The 17523-nt window shown below is 35.4% G+C and carries 21 protein-coding genes; 13 read left to right on the top strand and 8 right to left on the bottom strand.

Features of this window, described 5'->3' with window-relative positions; genetic code table 11:
• Nucleotides 1-11: 11 nt before the first annotated feature.
• The gene (locus tag EDC58_RS05710) at nt 12-269 is read left to right on the top strand and encodes a hypothetical protein (RefSeq protein WP_123352549.1); all 258 of its coding nucleotides are present in this window, start codon (nt 12-14) and stop codon (nt 267-269) included.
• Here the strand turns inward: EDC58_RS05710 and EDC58_RS05705 are convergent.
• The 6 genes from EDC58_RS05705 to EDC58_RS05680 all read right to left on the bottom strand — a co-directional run bounded on the left by EDC58_RS05705 (nt 260) and on the right by EDC58_RS05680 (nt 4287).
• A complete protein-coding gene (locus tag EDC58_RS05705) occupies nt 260-811 on the bottom strand; it encodes an HdeD family acid-resistance protein (RefSeq protein ID WP_123352548.1) in 552 nt (183 codons plus the stop codon). The two genes, EDC58_RS05710 and EDC58_RS05705, sit on opposite strands and share 10 nt — an antisense overlap.
• A 99-nt stretch (nt 812-910) precedes the next feature.
• Nucleotides 911-2128: a saccharopine dehydrogenase family protein gene (locus tag EDC58_RS05700; RefSeq protein ID WP_123352547.1), complete on the bottom strand. Its 1218-nt coding sequence runs from the start codon at nt 2126-2128 to the stop codon at nt 911-913.
• Nucleotides 2125-2439: a type II toxin-antitoxin system RelE/ParE family toxin gene (locus EDC58_RS05695; RefSeq protein ID WP_123352546.1), complete on the bottom strand. Its 315-nt coding sequence runs from the start codon at nt 2437-2439 to the stop codon at nt 2125-2127. Before EDC58_RS05695 ends, EDC58_RS05700 begins: the two co-directional genes overlap by 4 nt.
• The gene (locus EDC58_RS05690) at nt 2414-2602 is read right to left on the bottom strand and encodes an addiction module protein (RefSeq protein WP_123352545.1); all 189 of its coding nucleotides are present in this window, start codon (nt 2600-2602) and stop codon (nt 2414-2416) included. Before EDC58_RS05690 ends, EDC58_RS05695 begins: the two co-directional genes overlap by 26 nt.
• Before the next feature lie 30 nt (nt 2603-2632).
• Complete coding sequence (locus EDC58_RS05685; RefSeq protein WP_123352544.1) at nt 2633-3094, bottom strand: phosphoribosyltransferase; 462 nt, start codon at nt 3092-3094, stop codon at nt 2633-2635.
• Complete coding sequence (locus EDC58_RS05680) at nt 3094-4287, bottom strand: saccharopine dehydrogenase family protein (protein WP_123352543.1); 1194 nt, start codon at nt 4285-4287, stop codon at nt 3094-3096. The genes EDC58_RS05685 and EDC58_RS05680 overlap by 1 nt, the downstream gene beginning before the upstream one ends.
• A gap of 61 nt (nt 4288-4348) precedes the next feature.
• Between EDC58_RS05680 and EDC58_RS05675 the strand changes: the two genes are divergently transcribed.
• Genes EDC58_RS05675 through EDC58_RS05635 form a run of 9 tightly spaced genes read left to right on the top strand, consistent with a single transcriptional unit; the run spans nt 4349 to nt 12366 of the window.
• On the top strand, nt 4349-5245 hold the full coding sequence (locus EDC58_RS05675) for a carbon-nitrogen hydrolase (RefSeq protein ID WP_123352542.1): 897 nt from the start codon (nt 4349-4351) through the stop codon (nt 5243-5245).
• A complete protein-coding gene (locus tag EDC58_RS05670) occupies nt 5236-7077 on the top strand; it encodes a diguanylate cyclase (protein ID WP_136779781.1) in 1842 nt (613 codons plus the stop codon). Before EDC58_RS05675 ends, EDC58_RS05670 begins: the two co-directional genes overlap by 10 nt.
• Nucleotides 7074-7715 carry a ribulose-phosphate 3-epimerase gene (gene rpe, locus EDC58_RS05665; protein WP_123352540.1) on the top strand — a complete coding sequence of 214 codons (642 nt, stop codon included), beginning with the start codon at nt 7074-7076 and terminating at the stop codon, nt 7713-7715. The genes EDC58_RS05670 and rpe overlap by 4 nt, the downstream gene beginning before the upstream one ends.
• Complete coding sequence (locus tag EDC58_RS05660; protein ID WP_123352539.1) at nt 7716-8318, top strand: phosphoribosylanthranilate isomerase; 603 nt, start codon at nt 7716-7718, stop codon at nt 8316-8318.
• A gap of 54 nt (nt 8319-8372) precedes the next feature.
• Nucleotides 8373-9668 (top strand): NFACT RNA binding domain-containing protein, encoded by a 1296-nt coding sequence (locus EDC58_RS05655; protein WP_123352538.1) that lies wholly within the window; start codon nt 8373-8375, stop codon nt 9666-9668.
• A complete protein-coding gene (locus EDC58_RS05650; protein ID WP_123352537.1) occupies nt 9665-9907 on the top strand; it encodes a hypothetical protein in 243 nt (80 codons plus the stop codon). The genes EDC58_RS05655 and EDC58_RS05650 overlap by 4 nt, the downstream gene beginning before the upstream one ends.
• Nucleotide 9908: 1 nt before the next feature.
• A complete protein-coding gene (locus EDC58_RS05645) occupies nt 9909-10649 on the top strand; it encodes a phosphatidate cytidylyltransferase (RefSeq protein ID WP_123352536.1) in 741 nt (246 codons plus the stop codon).
• Nucleotides 10650-10658: 9 nt separating this feature from the next.
• Nucleotides 10659-11744, top strand: coding sequence for a 1-deoxy-D-xylulose-5-phosphate reductoisomerase (dxr, locus tag EDC58_RS05640; RefSeq protein ID WP_123352535.1), 1086 nt, complete (start codon nt 10659-10661; stop codon nt 11742-11744).
• The gene (locus EDC58_RS05635) at nt 11725-12366 is read left to right on the top strand and encodes an HAD family hydrolase (RefSeq protein ID WP_123352534.1); all 642 of its coding nucleotides are present in this window, start codon (nt 11725-11727) and stop codon (nt 12364-12366) included. The genes dxr and EDC58_RS05635 overlap by 20 nt, the downstream gene beginning before the upstream one ends.
• Nucleotides 12367-12399: 33 nt before the next feature.
• On the opposite strand, the gene EDC58_RS05630 is transcribed toward EDC58_RS05635, so the two are convergent.
• Both EDC58_RS05630 and EDC58_RS05625 read right to left on the bottom strand, forming a co-directional pair.
• Nucleotides 12400-13854: a TrkH family potassium uptake protein gene (locus EDC58_RS05630; RefSeq protein ID WP_123352533.1), complete on the bottom strand. Its 1455-nt coding sequence runs from the start codon at nt 13852-13854 to the stop codon at nt 12400-12402.
• Complete coding sequence (locus EDC58_RS05625; protein WP_123352532.1) at nt 13836-15116, bottom strand: NAD-binding protein; 1281 nt, start codon at nt 15114-15116, stop codon at nt 13836-13838. Before EDC58_RS05625 ends, EDC58_RS05630 begins: the two co-directional genes overlap by 19 nt.
• A 212-nt stretch (nt 15117-15328) precedes the next feature.
• Here EDC58_RS05625 and EDC58_RS05620 point away from each other — a divergent pair, with 212 nt between their 5' ends.
• Genes EDC58_RS05620 through EDC58_RS05610 form a run of 3 tightly spaced genes read left to right on the top strand, consistent with a single transcriptional unit; the run spans nt 15329 to nt 17521 of the window.
• The gene (locus tag EDC58_RS05620) at nt 15329-15886 is read left to right on the top strand and encodes a pyruvate flavodoxin oxidoreductase subunit gamma (protein WP_123352531.1); all 558 of its coding nucleotides are present in this window, start codon (nt 15329-15331) and stop codon (nt 15884-15886) included.
• Between the two features lie 9 nt (nt 15887-15895).
• Nucleotides 15896-16294 carry a 4Fe-4S dicluster-binding protein gene (locus EDC58_RS05615; RefSeq protein WP_123352530.1) on the top strand — a complete coding sequence of 133 codons (399 nt, stop codon included), beginning with the start codon at nt 15896-15898 and terminating at the stop codon, nt 16292-16294.
• 9 nt (nt 16295-16303) lie between these two features.
• A complete protein-coding gene (locus tag EDC58_RS05610; RefSeq protein WP_123352529.1) occupies nt 16304-17521 on the top strand; it encodes a 2-oxoacid:ferredoxin oxidoreductase subunit alpha in 1218 nt (405 codons plus the stop codon).
• The last annotated feature ends 2 nt before the right edge of the window (nt 17522-17523 follow it).

The raw sequence follows: 17523 nt of genomic DNA, 5'->3' as shown, positions 1-17523 counted from the left end.
AGGAGGGGAGAATGGAATATAAAAAACTTGATTTAAGCATTGAAAATATAAAAAGACTAAATGAAAAATGTCAAAATCAAGATAAAGATTTGTATATGTTTTTAAAAGACGAATTTCCTGAAATGGATATTGAAGATAGATTGAAATATTTAGCGACTATTTTAAACGATCATTTTGAAGATTACGAATTCAATGAAGATGCGCCTCGTCATAAAGACGAGGGTTATTCTATTGTGAAATTTTGGCCAAAAGGCAAAAATCAGTCGTGAGCGCCTTTTTTTGCAAGGATTCCGAGATAAATTAATACGAATCCGTCCATTAAAAAGCTCACACCGATAATAATACCTACTACAAAAGGCGCACTAAACGGCCATCCGATAATCATTACGATACCTAAGATAAAGCTTAGCACACCGTTAAGTGCCGCAAGTCCCCAACCTTTTAAAGGTTTTAAGTCAAGCGCCATTTGGAATGATGCGAAACTGTCTACAAAGAAATACGCCGCTAATAAAATAGCAACCGCTGCAATTCCGCTTCCAGGCCAGATTAAAAGTAAAATACCTGTAATTAAAAGCATTAATACTTTAAACCAAGCACCTAATGATTTTTGGTGTGCTTTAAATGTAATGTAAGCTTGTACGATACCGCTTGCTACGAAAAGCGCACCTAAGAAAATTACAAACGCCAAACTTCCCGCAACCGGATTAACGATAGCAAGAAGCCCCGCAATTGCCATAATGATACCTGTGATAATTGACAAAGTACTAAACTCTTTGAGTTTTTCTTTGTCGATGTTGTTTGTAACGAACATCCCACCCTCCTTAAAAGTTTTATCGGTGGTATTATAACTCTTTTTAGTTATAAATGTCAAGTAGTTTGAGTGAAAAAGGCTAAAAAGAGATGAGAGGTCTTAATTATCGATAGGTAGACCCTCTGTAGGCAGCTCTTCTATAAACCAAGGAAGTCCGTGCTTATTGAGTGCGTACATAAACGGACGCGCAGGAAATTCCTCCATATTTTTAACGCCAGGTTCAAACCAAGTTTTTGTCGCTATCATTTTTGCGCCTATCATAGCCGGTACTCCCGTCGTATAACTTACGCACTGAGCTCCCACTTCTCTAAACGCGCATTGATGATCGCAGATGTTGTAGATGTAGTATCTTTTTTTCTCGCCGTCTTTATATCCCGTGACAACCACTCCGATATGAGTTTGTCCTTTTGTTCTCGGTCCCAAACTTGCAGGGTCCGGAAGTACTTTTTTTAGAAATTCCATAGGAGAAATTTCACATCCTTCGCATACTTCGATAGGCTCTATACTTGTCATTCCTACGTTTTGCAACGCTCTTAAGTGCCATAAATATTTATCGCTAAACGTCATAAAAAATCTCGCTCTTTTGATACTCGGGAAGTTTTTAGTCAGACTTTCAAGCTCTTCGTGGTATAAAAGATAGCTTGGGAATTTTCCGACTTTAGGATACTCCCAATCAAACTTAACGCTCATAGGCTCTATCTCTTTCCATTCGCCGTTTTCGTAATATTTACCTTTTTGAGTGATTTCGCGAATATTGATTTCAGGGTTGAAGTTTGTCGCAAACGGATATCCGTGGTCCCCGGCGTTACAGTCTAAAATATCCAAATATTCTATTTCATCCAAAAGTTCCTGCGCGGCAAAAGCCGTAAATACGTTGGTTACTCCCGGGTCGAATCCGCTTCCAAGAAGCGCCATAAGGCCCGCTTTTTTAAAGTCTTCATCTTTTGCCCACTGTTCTTTATATTCGAATTTCGCCTCATCCGGATGTTCGTAGTTTGCGGTATCCACGTAGTGTGCTTTGGCTTTAAGACATGCGTCCATTATTGCTAAGTCTTGATACGGAAGCGCTACGTTTAGTACGATGTCGCTTTTTGTATCTTTTATGAGTTTTGCGGTTGCATCTACATCCATTGCGTCAATTTCTGCCGTTTTTACTTCTACTCCCAATTTTTCTTTGATGTCTTTTGCTATTGCGTCGCACTTTTCTTTCGTGCGGCTTGCAAGTACTATGTTTTTAAAAATATGATCGTTCATTGCCGCTTTGAAAGTCGCTACTCTTCCGACTCCTCCCGCTCCTATAATTAATAAGTTGCTCATTTTCTATCCTTTGTTAGGTATTTTTCAATTGTTTTTGGATTTTGTCTTAAATCTAAGATTGCGACTATTGTAATATATTTTTGTTCTTTATTACAATCATAATATATTGCAAAAGGAAATTTTTTACTAATCATTCTGTGATATCCGAATGTTTTTTGATGTAAACATCCGTAAAAGCTCAAAAGTTCTATTTCGGAAATTATATAATCGAAAAAAATTTTTCCTAAGTTTGTTGCTTGTTTTTCATAAAAATCAAATGCTATTTCCAAATCGTTTTTTGCATATTCAGATATTTTTATTTGAAAATTCATTTTTTATTTCTTCAATTGTGTAAGTTTTTTTGTTATTAAAATCCTTTCTTTTTTGTAAAACTTTTTCATGCCAAGATGGAGAATCTATTTTTTCCATTGAATTTAACAATTCTTCCATTAAAAGCAACTTTTCTTCTAATTTTAGGTTTTTTACATTAATCATAACATTCCTTTAATTTTACATTTGCCATTCTCAATTTTCAATTATTTCTTGTCCTTCTTTATCCCAAAAAAATACAATCCATTTGTCAGCTTTTTTTAGTACGAAATCAGGTTTATGGATTGTGTTTTCTTTATAAAATATCGTAGCGCTTTTAATTTGGGTGTTCGGATATTTCTTTTTTAAAATTTTCATTACTTCATCAAGAGTTTCTCCGCTGTCGCTGATGTCATCAAGCAACAGTACTCTTTTTTTATGGCTTAAATCGGGAATATTGAAAATTTTGGGTTTTGAAACTTTTTTTTCGTTTTCATAAGAAGATGCATTTAAGGAATATAGCTCTTTTGTATCCATTCTCTCGGCCAAAAAATGGCCTAAAGTCATACCTCCTCTGGCGATTGCCAAGAGGCAGTCGGGATTGTAATCTTTGATTTTGTTTTGAAGAGTATTAAGATCTTTTAAAAACTCTTCATACGAATAGTAATATTTTTTCATTATTCAACCTCGATTACCTTAATAGGAAGGCCTTGTTTTTCCATTTCTTCAAAAAAAGGTTTTGCATCGAATTCTTCTACGTTGTGAACTCCCTCGCTCCACCAAATCTTTTTAGCCATCAGTTTACAGCCGATAATCGCCGGCACTCCCGTCGTATAACTTACGCAGTGAGCACCTGTTTCTTCGATGGCTTTTTCGTGGTCGCAGATGTTGTAGATGTAAAAGGTTTTGTTTTTGCCGTCTTTTTTACCTTTTGCGATAACTCCGATATTTGTTTGACCTTTGTAGTTTTTGACTAAATCTTGAGGGTCCGGAAGAACTTTTGCAAGGAATTGTAAAGGTGATATTTTACATCCTTCACAAATTTCTATCGGTTCGATACTGAACATTCCTACGTTTTTTAAAGCGTTGAAGTGATATAGGTATTTGTCGCTAAAGCACATATAAAATTTCGCACTTTTCAAATTCGGGAAGAATTTTACGATACTCTCGAGCTCTTCGTGCCAAATAAGAATGCTTGTAGCTTCCCCGCACTCAGGATATTTGTGTTTTACTTGAATCTCAAATGGTTTTGTAGTTTTCCACTCTCCGTTTTCCCAATATTTACCAGGTAAATTCAGCTCTCTTAGGTTGATTTCAGGGTCGAAATTGGTAGCGAAATGTCTTCCGTGGTCTCCGAAATTACAATCGTAAATTTCTATCTCTTCAAGTTCGTCAAGCAGATAATCGGCCGCGTATTTTACCATTACCGAAGTAACACCCGGGTCGAATCCGCATCCAAGAAGCGCCATCGTATGAGCTTTTTTGAAGTCTTCATCAAGTGCCCATTGTAGGTCGTAATAAGTATCTGGATTATCTTCCGTTTCGGCTAACGCCGTATCTAAATATGCAGCACCCGTCTTGATACATGCGTGCATAATAGGCAAATTTTGATAAGGAAGCGCAACGTTACAAACGATATCGATATTTTCTTTTTTGATTAAATCTATTACGTTTTCTTCTTTGTTTGCGTCAAGAGCGTATGTTTTGATTTCTATTCCGAGTTTTTCTTTAATATCTTTTGCAATGTCGTCGCATTTGCTTTTTGTGCGGCTTGCAAGGATTATATTTTTAAACGTATCTTTGTTTTTTGCTGCTTTAAATGCAGATACTCTTCCCACACCGCCGGCACCGATAATTAACAGGTTTGCCATATCACTCCTTTTTAAAAAAATTATAACATTTTTGTGATATAATCACCAAAAAAGGCTTTGAATGAAGATATCTTTGATTCAGCAGGAATATAAAGGAAATAAAGCCGATACCGTAGCCCATACGGTAGAGATGATAAAAAAAGCGAAAGGCGAGCTTGTTATATTACAAGAGCTTCATCAAAACGAATATTTTTGTAAATGCGAAGATACTAAATATTTCGATTATGCCGAAAGTTTTAAAGAGGATGTCGAATTTTGGAGAAAAGTGAGTGAAGAGCAAAATATAGTACTTGTGACGTCTCTGTTTGAAAAAGTAATGGACGGAATCTATTACAATACGGCCGTTGTTTTTGACAGAGGAGAAATAGCTGGAAAATATAGAAAAACTCATATTCCCGACGACCCCGGATTTTATGAGAAATTTTATTTCACACCGGGCGATGAAATAGAGCCGATTGATACGAGTGTAGGGAGACTCGGCGTTTTGGTGTGTTGGGACCAGTGGTATCCGGAGCCTGCGAGAATTATGGCATTAAAAGGAGCTGAAATTTTAATATACCCTACGGCGATAGGGTGGCTTATGTGTCCTGAAAATAGGGTTGACGAGCTTTGCGAAAAAGAAAACACCCCTGAAGAAAAACAAAAAATGCTAAACGCCTGGCTTAGTGTCCAAAGAGGTCATGCCGTGGCAAACGGAGTTTATGTTGTGGCTGTTAATAGAGTGGGGCGAGAAAAAGATGAAAGCGAAGTGCTCGGCGGTATTGAATTTTGGGGAAATAGTTTTATTTACGGACCTCAAGGCGAAGTTATTGCAAAAGCGGGAGGTAATGAAGAAATCATAGAAGCCGATATAGATTTAAAAGGGGCTGCGGAAGTTAGAAAAATTTGGCCGTTTTTTAGAGACAGAAGAATTGAACTGTATGATTGTTTAAAAAGGAGATATTGTAAGTGCGATTGATATGGTTGTTTTTTGCCGTTTTTTTGTATGCGTATAATTTTTACGTACCTGAAAAATATAAAGGAGTGTTGCCCGAGAATTTTAAAATTTTAAAATATAAGAGTCTGAAAGATATAAATTTTACGAATTCTTTGGTTTTGGTTTCGAGTGATTATCTGCCTTTCATACTAAAAAATAATTTGAAAATATTAACTCCCGTGGGAGTTAAAAAAGAGTATATTTTAAGTAATATCGATTCGCTAAGTAAAATAAAAACCATAGCAAATGTCGATTTACCGGTAAAAATATTACTTGATAAAGTAAACGGCAATTATAAAGAAGTAAACGCTACGTATGAGGATTTCAAATCAAAAAAAATAGATGCTATTGTAGTTGAAAAAAAGCCGAAAAATGAGGATTTTTATGATTTTTATCTTCCGAATTACGGTATCGTTTTTACGAAATATCTTATTATTTACAAAAATGAAATTCCAAATCTCAAAAGTATCAATATGCATTTTGAGAAAATTTTCGATTTTAAATTTAAACCGGTTTATTTATCGCTTATTTTGACAGGGTATTATATTGATCGCAAAGTCGAATTTAGCAAAGTTTTGTTTGAAAATTATTATGTACAAAAAGAAGCCGAAGAAAAATTAAGAGTAGCGGTAACTCCGAATTGGCCGCCTTTTGATATTTACGTAAACGATCAGCTTAGCGGAATCGGAGTAGATTTTTTTAAACTTATAGCGAAAAAAGCGGGATTGAATTATAGATTTATAATCGTAAATTATTGGCCCGACGTATTAAAGATGATAAAAGAAAAAGAAGCCGATATTACGCCTAATACTTCGGAAACTCAGGATAGAAAAAAATACGCTCTTTTTTCAAAACCTTACTACTCTTTTCCTCTTGGAATTGTTTGTAATTCAAACGCACATATAAATAGCTTTCGAGAAATTAAAAAAATTGCCGTGGGTAAGGATTTTACTGCGGAAAAACTTATGAAAAAATACTATCCGAATCTTCAATATATAGAAGTTAAAAACGTAAAAGAGGCTCTTGAGTTGGCTGCTAAAAGCAAAGACGTCTGTGCTGTGGATATGTTGCCGGTTATATTGTGGAATATTCAAAAATTATCTCTTTATAATTTAACCCTTGTACATAAGACTTCTTTTAAGTTTAATCTTCAAATTATGATAAGAAAAGATAGACCCGATTTGCTTAAAAAAATAAATAAAGCTATAGATTCTTTATCTCCGGAAGAAAAGAGTAAAATCGTAAATAAATACATCGGAGGCGTTTTAAAAGAAGAAAACAGTAATAATTCGCTTGTTTTCATATTCGTTTCGATTATAATATTAGTAATTTTGGCGTTAATTATTCTAAAATATCGAAAAAGTTCTATGACCGATGAACTTACGGGTATATTGAACCGACGAGGAGTTATAAAAGAGGCTAAAAAAATATCCGTAGAGAGTACTCTATTGTTTTTCGATATTGACCATTTCAAAAAAATTAACGATACTTACGGTCATGAATTCGGAGATTATGTTTTAAAAGAGATTTCCAAACTTATAAAAAACAGTATTAGAAATTCCGATGTTTTCGGAAGATGGGGCGGGGAAGAGTTTGTTTTGATTTTAAGAGGTACGAAATATAAAGACGGTTTGAAGGTAGCGGAAAAAATTAGAAAAATAGTTGAAAATTATGACTTTAACGGCATAAAAGTTACTATTTCAATAGGAGAGGCACCTTTTAGAGGTGATTTACAAAATGCGGTTGAAAAGGCTGATAAAGCTTTGTATGAAGCTAAAGAAAACGGAAGAAATCAAGTGAAAGGAATAGAATGAAAATAGCACCGAGTATTTTAAGTGCGGATTTCGGAAAACTTGCCGATGAGGTAAAAGCGGTATGTGATGGGGGAGCGGATTTGATACATGTTGATGTAATGGACGGGCATTTCGTGCCGAATATGACAATGGGGCCGATGATTGTAGAAGCGGTGGCTAAAGTTTCTACGAAACCTCTTGATATTCACTTTATGGTGGAAAACATTCCTTTTTTTGTGGATATGTATAAACATCTGAATCCTGAATTTATCTCTTTTCATATCGAAGAAGAAAAACATATCAATAGAGTGATTCAAAAAATAAGAAATGAAGGCATAAGACCGGCTGTCGTGCTAAATCCGGCTACTCCGGTTTGTTTACTTGAATATATCGTTAGCGATGTGGATATGGTGCTTTTGATGAGTGTTAATCCGGGATTCGGGGGGCAAAAATTTATACCGAGTGTAATTGATAAAATCAAAGAATTAAGAGAGCTTGCCGAAAAGAAAAATCCTAATCTTTTAATCGAAGTGGACGGAGGAGTAAATAATAAAAACGCGCCTCTTTTAAAAGAAGCGGGTGCTGATATTTTGGTAGCCGGAAGCTATGTGTTTAAAAGCGGGGATTATAAAAAAGCGATTGAGAGTTTAAGGGTTTAAATGAGAGTGAAAATCTGCGGCATTACGAATTATGAAGACGCAAAGCTTGCGTGTGATTACGGAGCGGATGCACTCGGGTTTGTATTTTATAAACCTTCTCCCCGCTTTATCGAAGCTGGAGTTGCCAAAAAAATAATCGAAAAACTCCCTCCTTTTGTTACGAAAGTGGCACTTTTTGTGAATATGAGTGCCGAGAGTATTAACGGAGCTATGGAATTTTTGAAAGCCGATATCGCTCAAATTCATTTTGACGCGGATGAAGATTTTTTTAGTAAACTGAATTGTAAATATCTGCCTGTAGTCAGAGCAAAAGAAAAAAGCGATATAGATAAATTCGAAGAAAACTATAAAATAGTGGACGCTTATGTTCCCGAATACGGAGGAAGCGGTAAAAGAGTTGCTCTTGAGTGGTTTGAAAATAGAGACAATTCAAAAATAATCTTAGCCGGAGGGCTTACGCCAGAGAATGTTTTTGAAGTGGGAAGATATGGATTTTACGGGGTTGATGTCAGCAGCGGGGTAGAAGAGAGACCCGGAAAAAAAGATAAAAGAAAACTGAGAAAATTTATAGAGCTTGCAAAATACGGACTTAGGTGCGGATAGTTAAAAGTGAAAAATGAAAAGTAAAAATTTGCACTTTATAAATGAAAGGCATGTATGAAAGCGTTTGTTTTGGCAAAAATCGCCGAAAGACTAAAAAAATACAAATATATAAAAAGAGCGCTAAGAGTTGATGAAAATCTTATTTTATTGCAATTTGACAATGATAAATACTATTTTGATTTGACAAAAGGAAGTGGTGATATTTATATAAATATCGATTATCCTTTGGTGAAAAAATTTAAAGCACCTTTTGATATCGTGCTTGAGAAGAAATTTACAAAAGCAAAATTGATTGACGTTCGGGCAAAAGAGAGAATCTTAACGATTACGGCAAAAAATCAAAATCGCTTTAAAGAAGAGATTGTAAAAATAAGATTCGAATTTACGGGAAGATACACAAATGCGATAATTCTTGATGAAAACGACGTAATTATCGAGTCTTTAAGACATATTAGCGAAAACATTTCAAGCCGTGTGGTAAAGCCGGGTATTAAACTTGAAGAATTGCCGAGTATCGAAATAAAAGAAAAAGTTTTTGAAATAGACGATATCGAAAAATATACAAAAGAGCTTTTTGAGAAAAAATATCAAAACAGACTGAATCAGAAAAAAGAGTCTTTGTTAAAAAAAATCGATAAAAAAATAAAAGAGATAGAAAACAAACTAAAAAAATTGGAAGATGAAGATAAGCTTTTGCAAAAAACTAAAACTTACAAAAAATACGCAGATGTAGCTATGGCGAATTTGTATATGATTAAACCTTATGACAAAGAGCTTAAAACTTATGATTTTGAGGGGAACGAAATAACTATTCCCATTCCTCAGCTAAAAAATATAAACGAAATAGGAAATTACTATTATAAACTCTCCAAAAAAGCAAAGAGAAAAGCCGAAAATCTGCATATAGAAAGAAAATATCTAAAAGAACAGCTCGAATTTTTGAAAAATTATAAAAAGTTAGTCTTAAACGCTCAAAATTTAAGCGAGTTAAAAACGTACGAGCCTCCTAAAAAAGAGAAAAAAGAGGACGAAAATATAGCGAAATTCTATTTTGACGATTATTTAATAATGGTAGGGAAAAACGAAAAAGGAAATATTAAGCTTTTAAAAAGCTCGAACGCGAACGATTTGTGGCTCCATATAAAAAATCATCCCGGAGCTCACGTAATCGTAAAAAACAACAAACTTTCCTTAAATGATGATATAATTAAAAAAGCGGCTCAGCTTGCGGTGGCTTTTAGCGGAAAAGATGAAGGTGAAGTTGATTATACGAAGCGCAAGTTTGTAAAAATCAAAGACGGTGCCAACGTCGAATACGGCAAATACGGCACCGTAAAGGTGAGAATATGAGCCTTATACATAACATTACATGGATTAATCAAAATATGCAAGTAGCTTCTATGGTAGCGGCGGATAGTGTCGCAAGAGAAGTGGTAAGCAGAGAATTTCAAAAGATTTTGAGTGCCGAGAAAGAGAGAAAAGTCGAAGAAATTGAAAAAGTTGAAAAAACCGAAGAGATTTTGCCTGACGACGACTCAAGAAGAGAGGTCGAAAAAGAGGCTCAAAAACATATTGATTTAAGGGCGTAGAATGAAAGAAAGATTGATAACGAGTGTAGTTTTGATTGCTTTTTTGCTGATCGTGGGAGTTATAAATAATATTTATTTAACGGGACTTTTGGTAGCCGTAATTGCAATTGCCGGTATGTGGGAAGCAAAAAAATTATTTGAAGTCGAGGATGATAACGTTTTTTATTTTTTAGCGATTATGGCGTTTTTGTCAATATTTTCAAACCCCGTATTTATCGCCGTCGTTTCGGTATTGGTAGTTGGAGGATATATAGCTTATTATCAAAAAGATTTGAATTTGATTTCTTTAAGTTTTTATCCTCTTTTACCTTTAATGCTGCTGCTTGATTTGTATCATAAAACGACAATGGGAATGATAGGCTGGCTGATTGTGATAATAGCTGCAACAGATTCTTTTGCGTATATTATAGGCAAAAATTTTGCCAAAAAGTTTTTTAATCAAGGCTTTTGTAAAACTTCTCCGAATAAGTCTTGGGAAGGTGTAATCGGAGGAGTCGTAATCGGTACGATTTTGGGAAGTATTGTAGGGCTTGCTTTTTTTGATTTTCCAAAAAGTTTTTTAATCTCTTTTGTCGTAAGTATCGCCGGGGTATTTGGGGATTTGTTTGAGAGTTATTTAAAAAGAAGAGCCGGAGTGAAAGATAGCGGAAATATTTTGCCGGGACACGGAGGAGTGCTTGATAGAATCGATGCATATTTATTCGGTGCGCCTTTGATGTGGGCGCTTGTGGTGCTTTATTAAAGAGGTGAAATGGTCGTATTAGGAAGTACGGGGAGTATAGGGGTTAATACTTTAGAAATCGCAAGGCGATACGGGATTGAAATAGAAGCTTTGGTAGCCGGAAATAATTATGAAGTTTTAAATAAGCAAATTAAAGAATTCAATCCTAAATTCGTTGTCGTAAAAGATAAAGAAACCGCAAAAAATGTTGATTTTCATAATGTAAAATACGGCGAAGAAGCGATTCTTGAAGTGATAAAAAATTCAAATAGCGAGTTGGTAGTAAATGCGCTTGTGGGAGATGCGGGGCTAAGACCTACTCTTCAAGCTCAAAAATGCGGTAAAAAAATAGCGCTTGCGAATAAAGAGTCTTTGGTTAATGCCGGAAAATTTATAGATACTTCAAAAATTACTCCTATTGATAGCGAACATTTCGGGCTTTGGTATTTATTAAACGGAAAATTAAGTAAAGATTTTAATAAATTATTTATCACCGCAAGCGGCGGAGCTCTTAGAGATTGGAAAATAGAAGATATCAAAAAGGCTGTGCTAAAAGACGTTTTAAAACATCCGAATTGGTCGATGGGAGTTAAAATCACCATAGATTCGGCCACTATGGTGAATAAGCTTTTTGAGCTTTTGGAAGCTAAGTGGCTTTTTAATACTACAAATATTGATGCTTTTATTGAGACCAAATCGGTAATTCATGCTCTGATAGAATGGCAAGACGGCTCCACTACCGCTCATATCTCAAGAACGGATATGAAACTTCCTATTGCGTTTGCTATTTTGGATGAGGTGAAAGAGGAAATATTAAAGCCTGTAAATTTGCTTGAGATAGGCTCTTTGGAGTTTAGAAAAATCACTTGTGAGAAATATCCCGTTTGGGAGATTAAAGATTTGCTTCTTAAAAAGAGCGATTTGGGAGTTGTGGTAAATACCGCAAACGAATATGCGATTGAGCTTTTTGTAAAAGAGAAAATAGGCTTTTTAGATATCAGTAAACTGATTTTAAGTGCCGTAAAAAGATTTGAAAATATAAAAATAGATGATATTGAAGAGATTTTTGAGATAAAAGAAGATGTAAGGAAGTGGTGTGAGAGTTATACTTTTTGATTTGGACGGGACGCTTATAGATTCTACTGAAGCTATTCTTGAAGGTTTTAGGGTTGTTTTTGAAAAATTCGGTAAAACTCCTGCGAGTGATGATGAAGTAAAAAAACTAATCGGTCTTCCTCTTGATATTATGTTTGAAAATTTGGGGATTAAAGAGGGAGTTTGGGATTATGTAAATGCTTATAAAGAACACTATCGCAAAATTTCAAAACAAAAAACAATACTTTTACCAAATGCGAAAGAAGCCATATTAAAAGCAAAAGAGTTTGCGCGTCTTGGTATCGTTACTACGAAAACGGGGCTTTATTCAAAAGAACTTTTAGAACATTTCGGAGTTATGAAATATTTTGAAGTATTGATAGGAAGAGAGCACGTAGAAAACCCGAAACCTCACCCGGAACCTATCTTAAAAGCTTTACATCAAATGAATGCCAATAAAGAAGCCGCGTGGATGATAGGGGATACCTGTCTTGATATGGTAAGTGCAAAAGAAGCTGGGATTAAATATGTCGGAGTGGAATTTAAATACGAGAGTCAAGAAAATATGAAAAAATGTGCCGAAATTATTAAACCTGATGTTTTAAAGGCTGTGGAGTATATTAGGGAAGTTGCGAAATTGTGAGTTTGTGAAATAGTGAAAAAAGAGAAGAAAAAACTAAAATTTCTTCCAAAAGTCTCTGCTTAGAAGCATTAAAACCGTAAAAAATTCAAGTCTTCCTATTATCATTCCTATTGCAAGTACTATTTTTTGAGTATCGGTAAAAAACGCGAAATTATCCACAGGGCCTACGTGTCCGAATCCGGGACCGATATTTCCCACACAAGCGATTGCCGCACTGATTGAGGTCATAGTATCGTAGCCGTTTGCATAAAGATATAAAGCTATTATCGTATTTGTCATTATGTATAGGAAAAAAAACGCCCCTACGCTGTTAATAGTATTCATACTAATAGGTTTTTTATCTATTTTTACCGAAAAAATGGCATTTGGAAAAAGGAATTTTTTAATTTGAAATTTTAGGTTTTTAAACATAACGATATAACGGATGATTTTAGGACCCCCAGCAGTACTTCCGGCGTTACCTCCAAGTAGCATCGCCATAAAAATAATAGCGATAGCCGCTTGTCCCCACTGCGAATAATCAAGGGTCGCAAAACCTGTAGTGGTTAAAATGGAGCTTATGGTAAAAAATGCGTTTGTCGCATCGAAAAAGAGTGTGTCGTTTGATTGAAAATAGTGTACTAATGTTAAAGCTACCGATAAAACCAAAAAAAGTCCGATATACCATTTTGTCTCTTCGTTTTTAAAGCCGCTGAAATCTCCTTTCATAGCTTTGATATGAGCTATGAAGTTGATACCCGATAGAAGCATAAAAATCGTCGTAGTCCATAAAATCCACGGGTTGTGAATCCAATATCCTAACGATTCGCTTTTAGTTGAGAATCCTCCCGTAGAAATGGTAGCAAAAGCGTGATTTATCGCATCAAACCAATTCATCCCTTCAATTTTCAATAAAATCAAATCCAAAATAGTTATCAAAATATAAACTTGCCATAATTTCATAGCGGTTTGTTTGAGTTTCGGGGTGATTTTTTCAGGTGTTATACCTGTGGCTTCCGATTTGAAAAGAGCAAGCGAAGCGGTAGGGTTTATTAAAGATAAAAGTCCGATACTAAGCACGATAATTCCCATACCTCCTATCCAATGCATTACGCTTCTTAGCATTAAAGCGCTTTTTGGAAGGTCGCTGATATCGGAATATATAGTAGCTCCCGTAGTCGTAAAACCGCTCACACTCTCAAAAAATCCGTCTACAAAGCTTACGTGTGTTAATAGCATAAGAGGTATGGCTCCGAGCACTCCTCCCATTATCCACACTAAATTAACGCTTAAAATCGCTTCTTTAATGCTTAGTTTCATATGGTGTTTTCTAAAGAGTATTAAAATCAAGCCGAAAAATATAATACTTCCCAGCCAATATTCGAAAAAATATCCTATTTTTTCGTTATAAATTTTCGCGGTTATCAGCACCATACTAAACATCGCTTCGATTATGAGCCCTACAAGGGCTAAAAATTTAATAATGTTGATTAAAGCTTTTCTATCCATGCCACATTCCCTGAAAAGTTGAATTCGATTACGATATCGTTTTCTAAAATCTCTTCGTTATTTTGAGGTATAAGAATTTTATCTTCTCTGATTACTATCACTTTCGCTTTTTCTTTCGGAGCTTGGAATTTGGTTTTTGAGAAGATTTTTTTGATAAATATTTTTCCTTCCATTCCCAAGAAAAATTTTTCGTAAATATTTCCGGTGTTGTTTATCTCTTCCAATATCTGAGAAACGGCGGAAAGTTTCGGACCTCTTACGGCGGGAAGTTTTAGTGAGGTCATCATTGAATAGTAGTTGAGGTTGTTGTTTATGCAAATTACTTTTTTTATCCCTAATTTTTTGGCAAAAAGTCCTTTTATAATGTTCGTTTCGTCAAATCTTGTCGCCGCAATTGCCAAATCGCTTAGATGTAGATTTTCGCTGGTAAATAGGTTTTCGTCTTCATAGCTTGCGTTTATTACCATTACGTCTTCTTCTAAAATATCAGCGGCTTTTTGAGCTTTTTGTTCGTCTTTTTCGACAATTTTAATATTCAGTCCGAATTCGTGTAGAGTTCTTGCTATTTCTATTCCGATATCTCCCGCTCCGAAAATCAGTACGTTTTCTATTTCTTGAGGAGTGGAAGGGGAGAGGTTTTTTAGAATTTTTTTTGCTTTTTCTTCAGTTGCTAAAATATAGACCAAATCTCCTTCTAAGATAAAATCGCTCTCATCTAAAAATAAAAACTCTCCTTTTCTATAAACTCCTACAATTATAGAATTTTCGGAATTTAAAAGAGAGACTTGATAGTCGTTTTCACTAAAAGTCGAGTATAGTTTGTATTCGACATATGGTAGTTCTTTTATGTTGTTTGCGTATGGAAATTCGATAATTTTTCCTATGTTTGAAGCAGTTAATTTTAGCGGATAAACAAAGTAATCGATATTGAATTTTTTGTTTAGATTCGCAAGTAGATAAGAGGTGTTTTTTAGTCTTGAGATTTTTGATTTGGTATTTGTATAGTCGTCGATAAAAAACGATGAGAGCAGGTTTATTTCGTCGTTGTTTGTAACTGCGATGTAGTAGTCGTATTCGTCTTTTAACGATTGATAAGTTAGTATGTTTCTAAGGTCCGAATGAATAGTTAAAACGTCCAAAGTTTCGTTGATATATTCAAGTGCCGAGGGATTTGTGTCTATTATCGTAACATCGTGAGAGTTGGATAATAGTTTTGCCAAATTATAGCCTACTTTACCGGCACCACCGATTAAAATCTTCATTTCTCCTCCTTTTAAACGTATAATTATAACTCTCTGAAATAAAAATGTCGCTTTTTTTATGAAAAAAACTTTGAAATTTTTTATTACAAAAAGTAACATTTATGAAAAAAAAATGATATTAAGACTAAAGTTTTTAAATTAGGATGTTTTTTATGCTATATTAAGAATACTTTAAGAGGAATTTAGCTAAAATACACAAAAAAAGGATTGATATGCTACAAATTAGATGGCACTCTCGTGCGGGACAAGGTGCGGTAACAGGTGCAAAAGCACTTGCTGACGTAATGGCGAGAACAGGAAAATACGTTCAAGCATATTCGGTTTACGGTGCGGAAAAAAGAGGTGCACCGATGACTGCTTATGATAAAATTGACGATCAGCCGATTTTAGACCACTCTAAATGGATGGCTCCTGATTATGTACTTGTAATCGACCCGTCACTTGTATTCCAAGAAGAGATTGTTGATAATACTAACGACGATACTATTTTTATCGTTACATCTCACCTTGATAAAGATGATTTGGTAAAAGTTGCGACTCATCTTCAAGGAAAAAAAGTTTACGTAGTTGACGCGATTAAAATTTCGCAAGAAGAAATCGGAAGAGCGATTCCGAACACTCCTATGCTCGGAGCATTTATGAAAATCAGTAATATTATTCCGTTTGAAGATTTCTTGGTTTCTATTGAAGATATTCTTTCAAAATTCCCTAAGAAAATCATCGAAGGTAACTTAAGAGCTATCAAAAGAGCTTATGAAGAAGTAAAATAAGGAGAAATTATGGCAACACCTAAAGATATGCTAACAACTTGGGATAAAGTGCAATTCGGTGCGGTTCTTCCTTCATTCGAAGACCCTGAGCACAAAAAAAGAAGCAAATTCCATTCATACAACTATACTGTAGCTGATTGGAGAGTTGAAAAACCTGTATTTAATAGAGAACTTTGTATCGACTGTGACTACTGCTGGGTATTTTGTCCGGATAGTTGTTTCCAAGTGGAAGAAGTCGTAAACAAAAGAGGTAAAAAACAAGCTAAAATCGTAGGTATTAACTACAACCTTTGTAAAGGATGCGGTGTATGTGTAGAAGTATGTCCTACACCGATTAAATCTCTTTTAATGTTCCCTGAATATGTGGATAACGAAGAGGCACTAAAACAATGGCCTAAAAAAGATTAAAGGATAGACATGGCTGAAAGATATGAATTAAAAAATAAGGAAGTTTGGGACGGAAATATGGCGGCTGCCCATGCGCTAAGACAAGCGCAAGTTGACGTAGTGGCTGCTTATCCTATTACACCTTCGACTCCTATCGTACAAAATTACGCTCAATTTTTAGCGGACGGATATGTTGACGGTGAATTCGTAATGGTTGAATCAGAGCATTCGGCTATGAGTGCTTGTGTGGGTGCTGCTGCGGCTGGTGGTAGAGTTGCTACTGCAACGTCAAGCCAAGGTTATGCGTTAATGGTAGAGGTACTTTATCAAGCAAGCGGTATGAGACTTCCTATCGTTATGACTGTAGTAAACAGAGCGCTTGCGTCACCTCTAAACATTCATGGAGACCACAGCGACCTTTATTTGGGTAGAGATGCAGGATGGATTCATCTTATCGCAAACAACCCTCAAGAAGCATACGATTTAACTCTTTGTGCTTTTAGAATCGGTGAAGACGATAGAGTAAGACTTCCGGTAACAACTAACCAAGACGGATTTTTAGTATCTCATACGGCTCAAGTGGTAGAGCCTCTTCAAGACGAAGACGCATATAAATTCGTAGGTGAATACAAAGCTAAAAACCCAATGCTTGATACTAAAAACCCTGTAACTTACGGTGCGCAAACTGAAGAAGAGTGGCATTTCGAACACAAAGCAAACCAACACAAAGCGCTAATGGATAGTTTCCCTGTAATCGAAGAAGTATTTAAAGAATTCGAAAAAGTAAGCGGAAGAAAATACAATCTTGTAGAAACATACAAACTTGACGACGCGGACGTTGCGCTCGTACTAATGGGAAGTGCATATGAGACTGCAATGCTTGCTGTGGATAAAGCAAGAGAAGAAGGAATCAAAGTAGGTCTTCTTATGCCAAGAGTATTCAGACCGTTCCCATACAACGAAGTGGCTGAAAAACTAAAAGGCGTAAAAGCCGTAGCTGCGCTTGATAGAAGTGCTCCTATGGGTACTACGGGTGCGCTTTATAACGAAGTGGCGGGTGCTTTAGCTGCTAAAGGCGAGAGTGCAATCCTTACTAATTACATTTACGGACTTGGTGGTAGAGATACTACTGTTGAGCATATTTTAGAAGTTATTAAAGAAACTAACGAAAACGCAAAAGCTGGAAAAAGAGTTACGCCTCTACAAGGATTTATTAACCTTAGAGGTCCGAAACTTTCATTTAATTAAGG

Origin of the sequence: Caminibacter pacificus, assembly GCF_003752135.1 — a bacterium.
Taxonomy (GTDB): Bacteria; Campylobacterota; Campylobacteria; order Campylobacterales; family Nautiliaceae; genus Caminibacter; species Caminibacter pacificus.
This window is presented reverse-complemented; position numbering and strand designations above follow the sequence as displayed.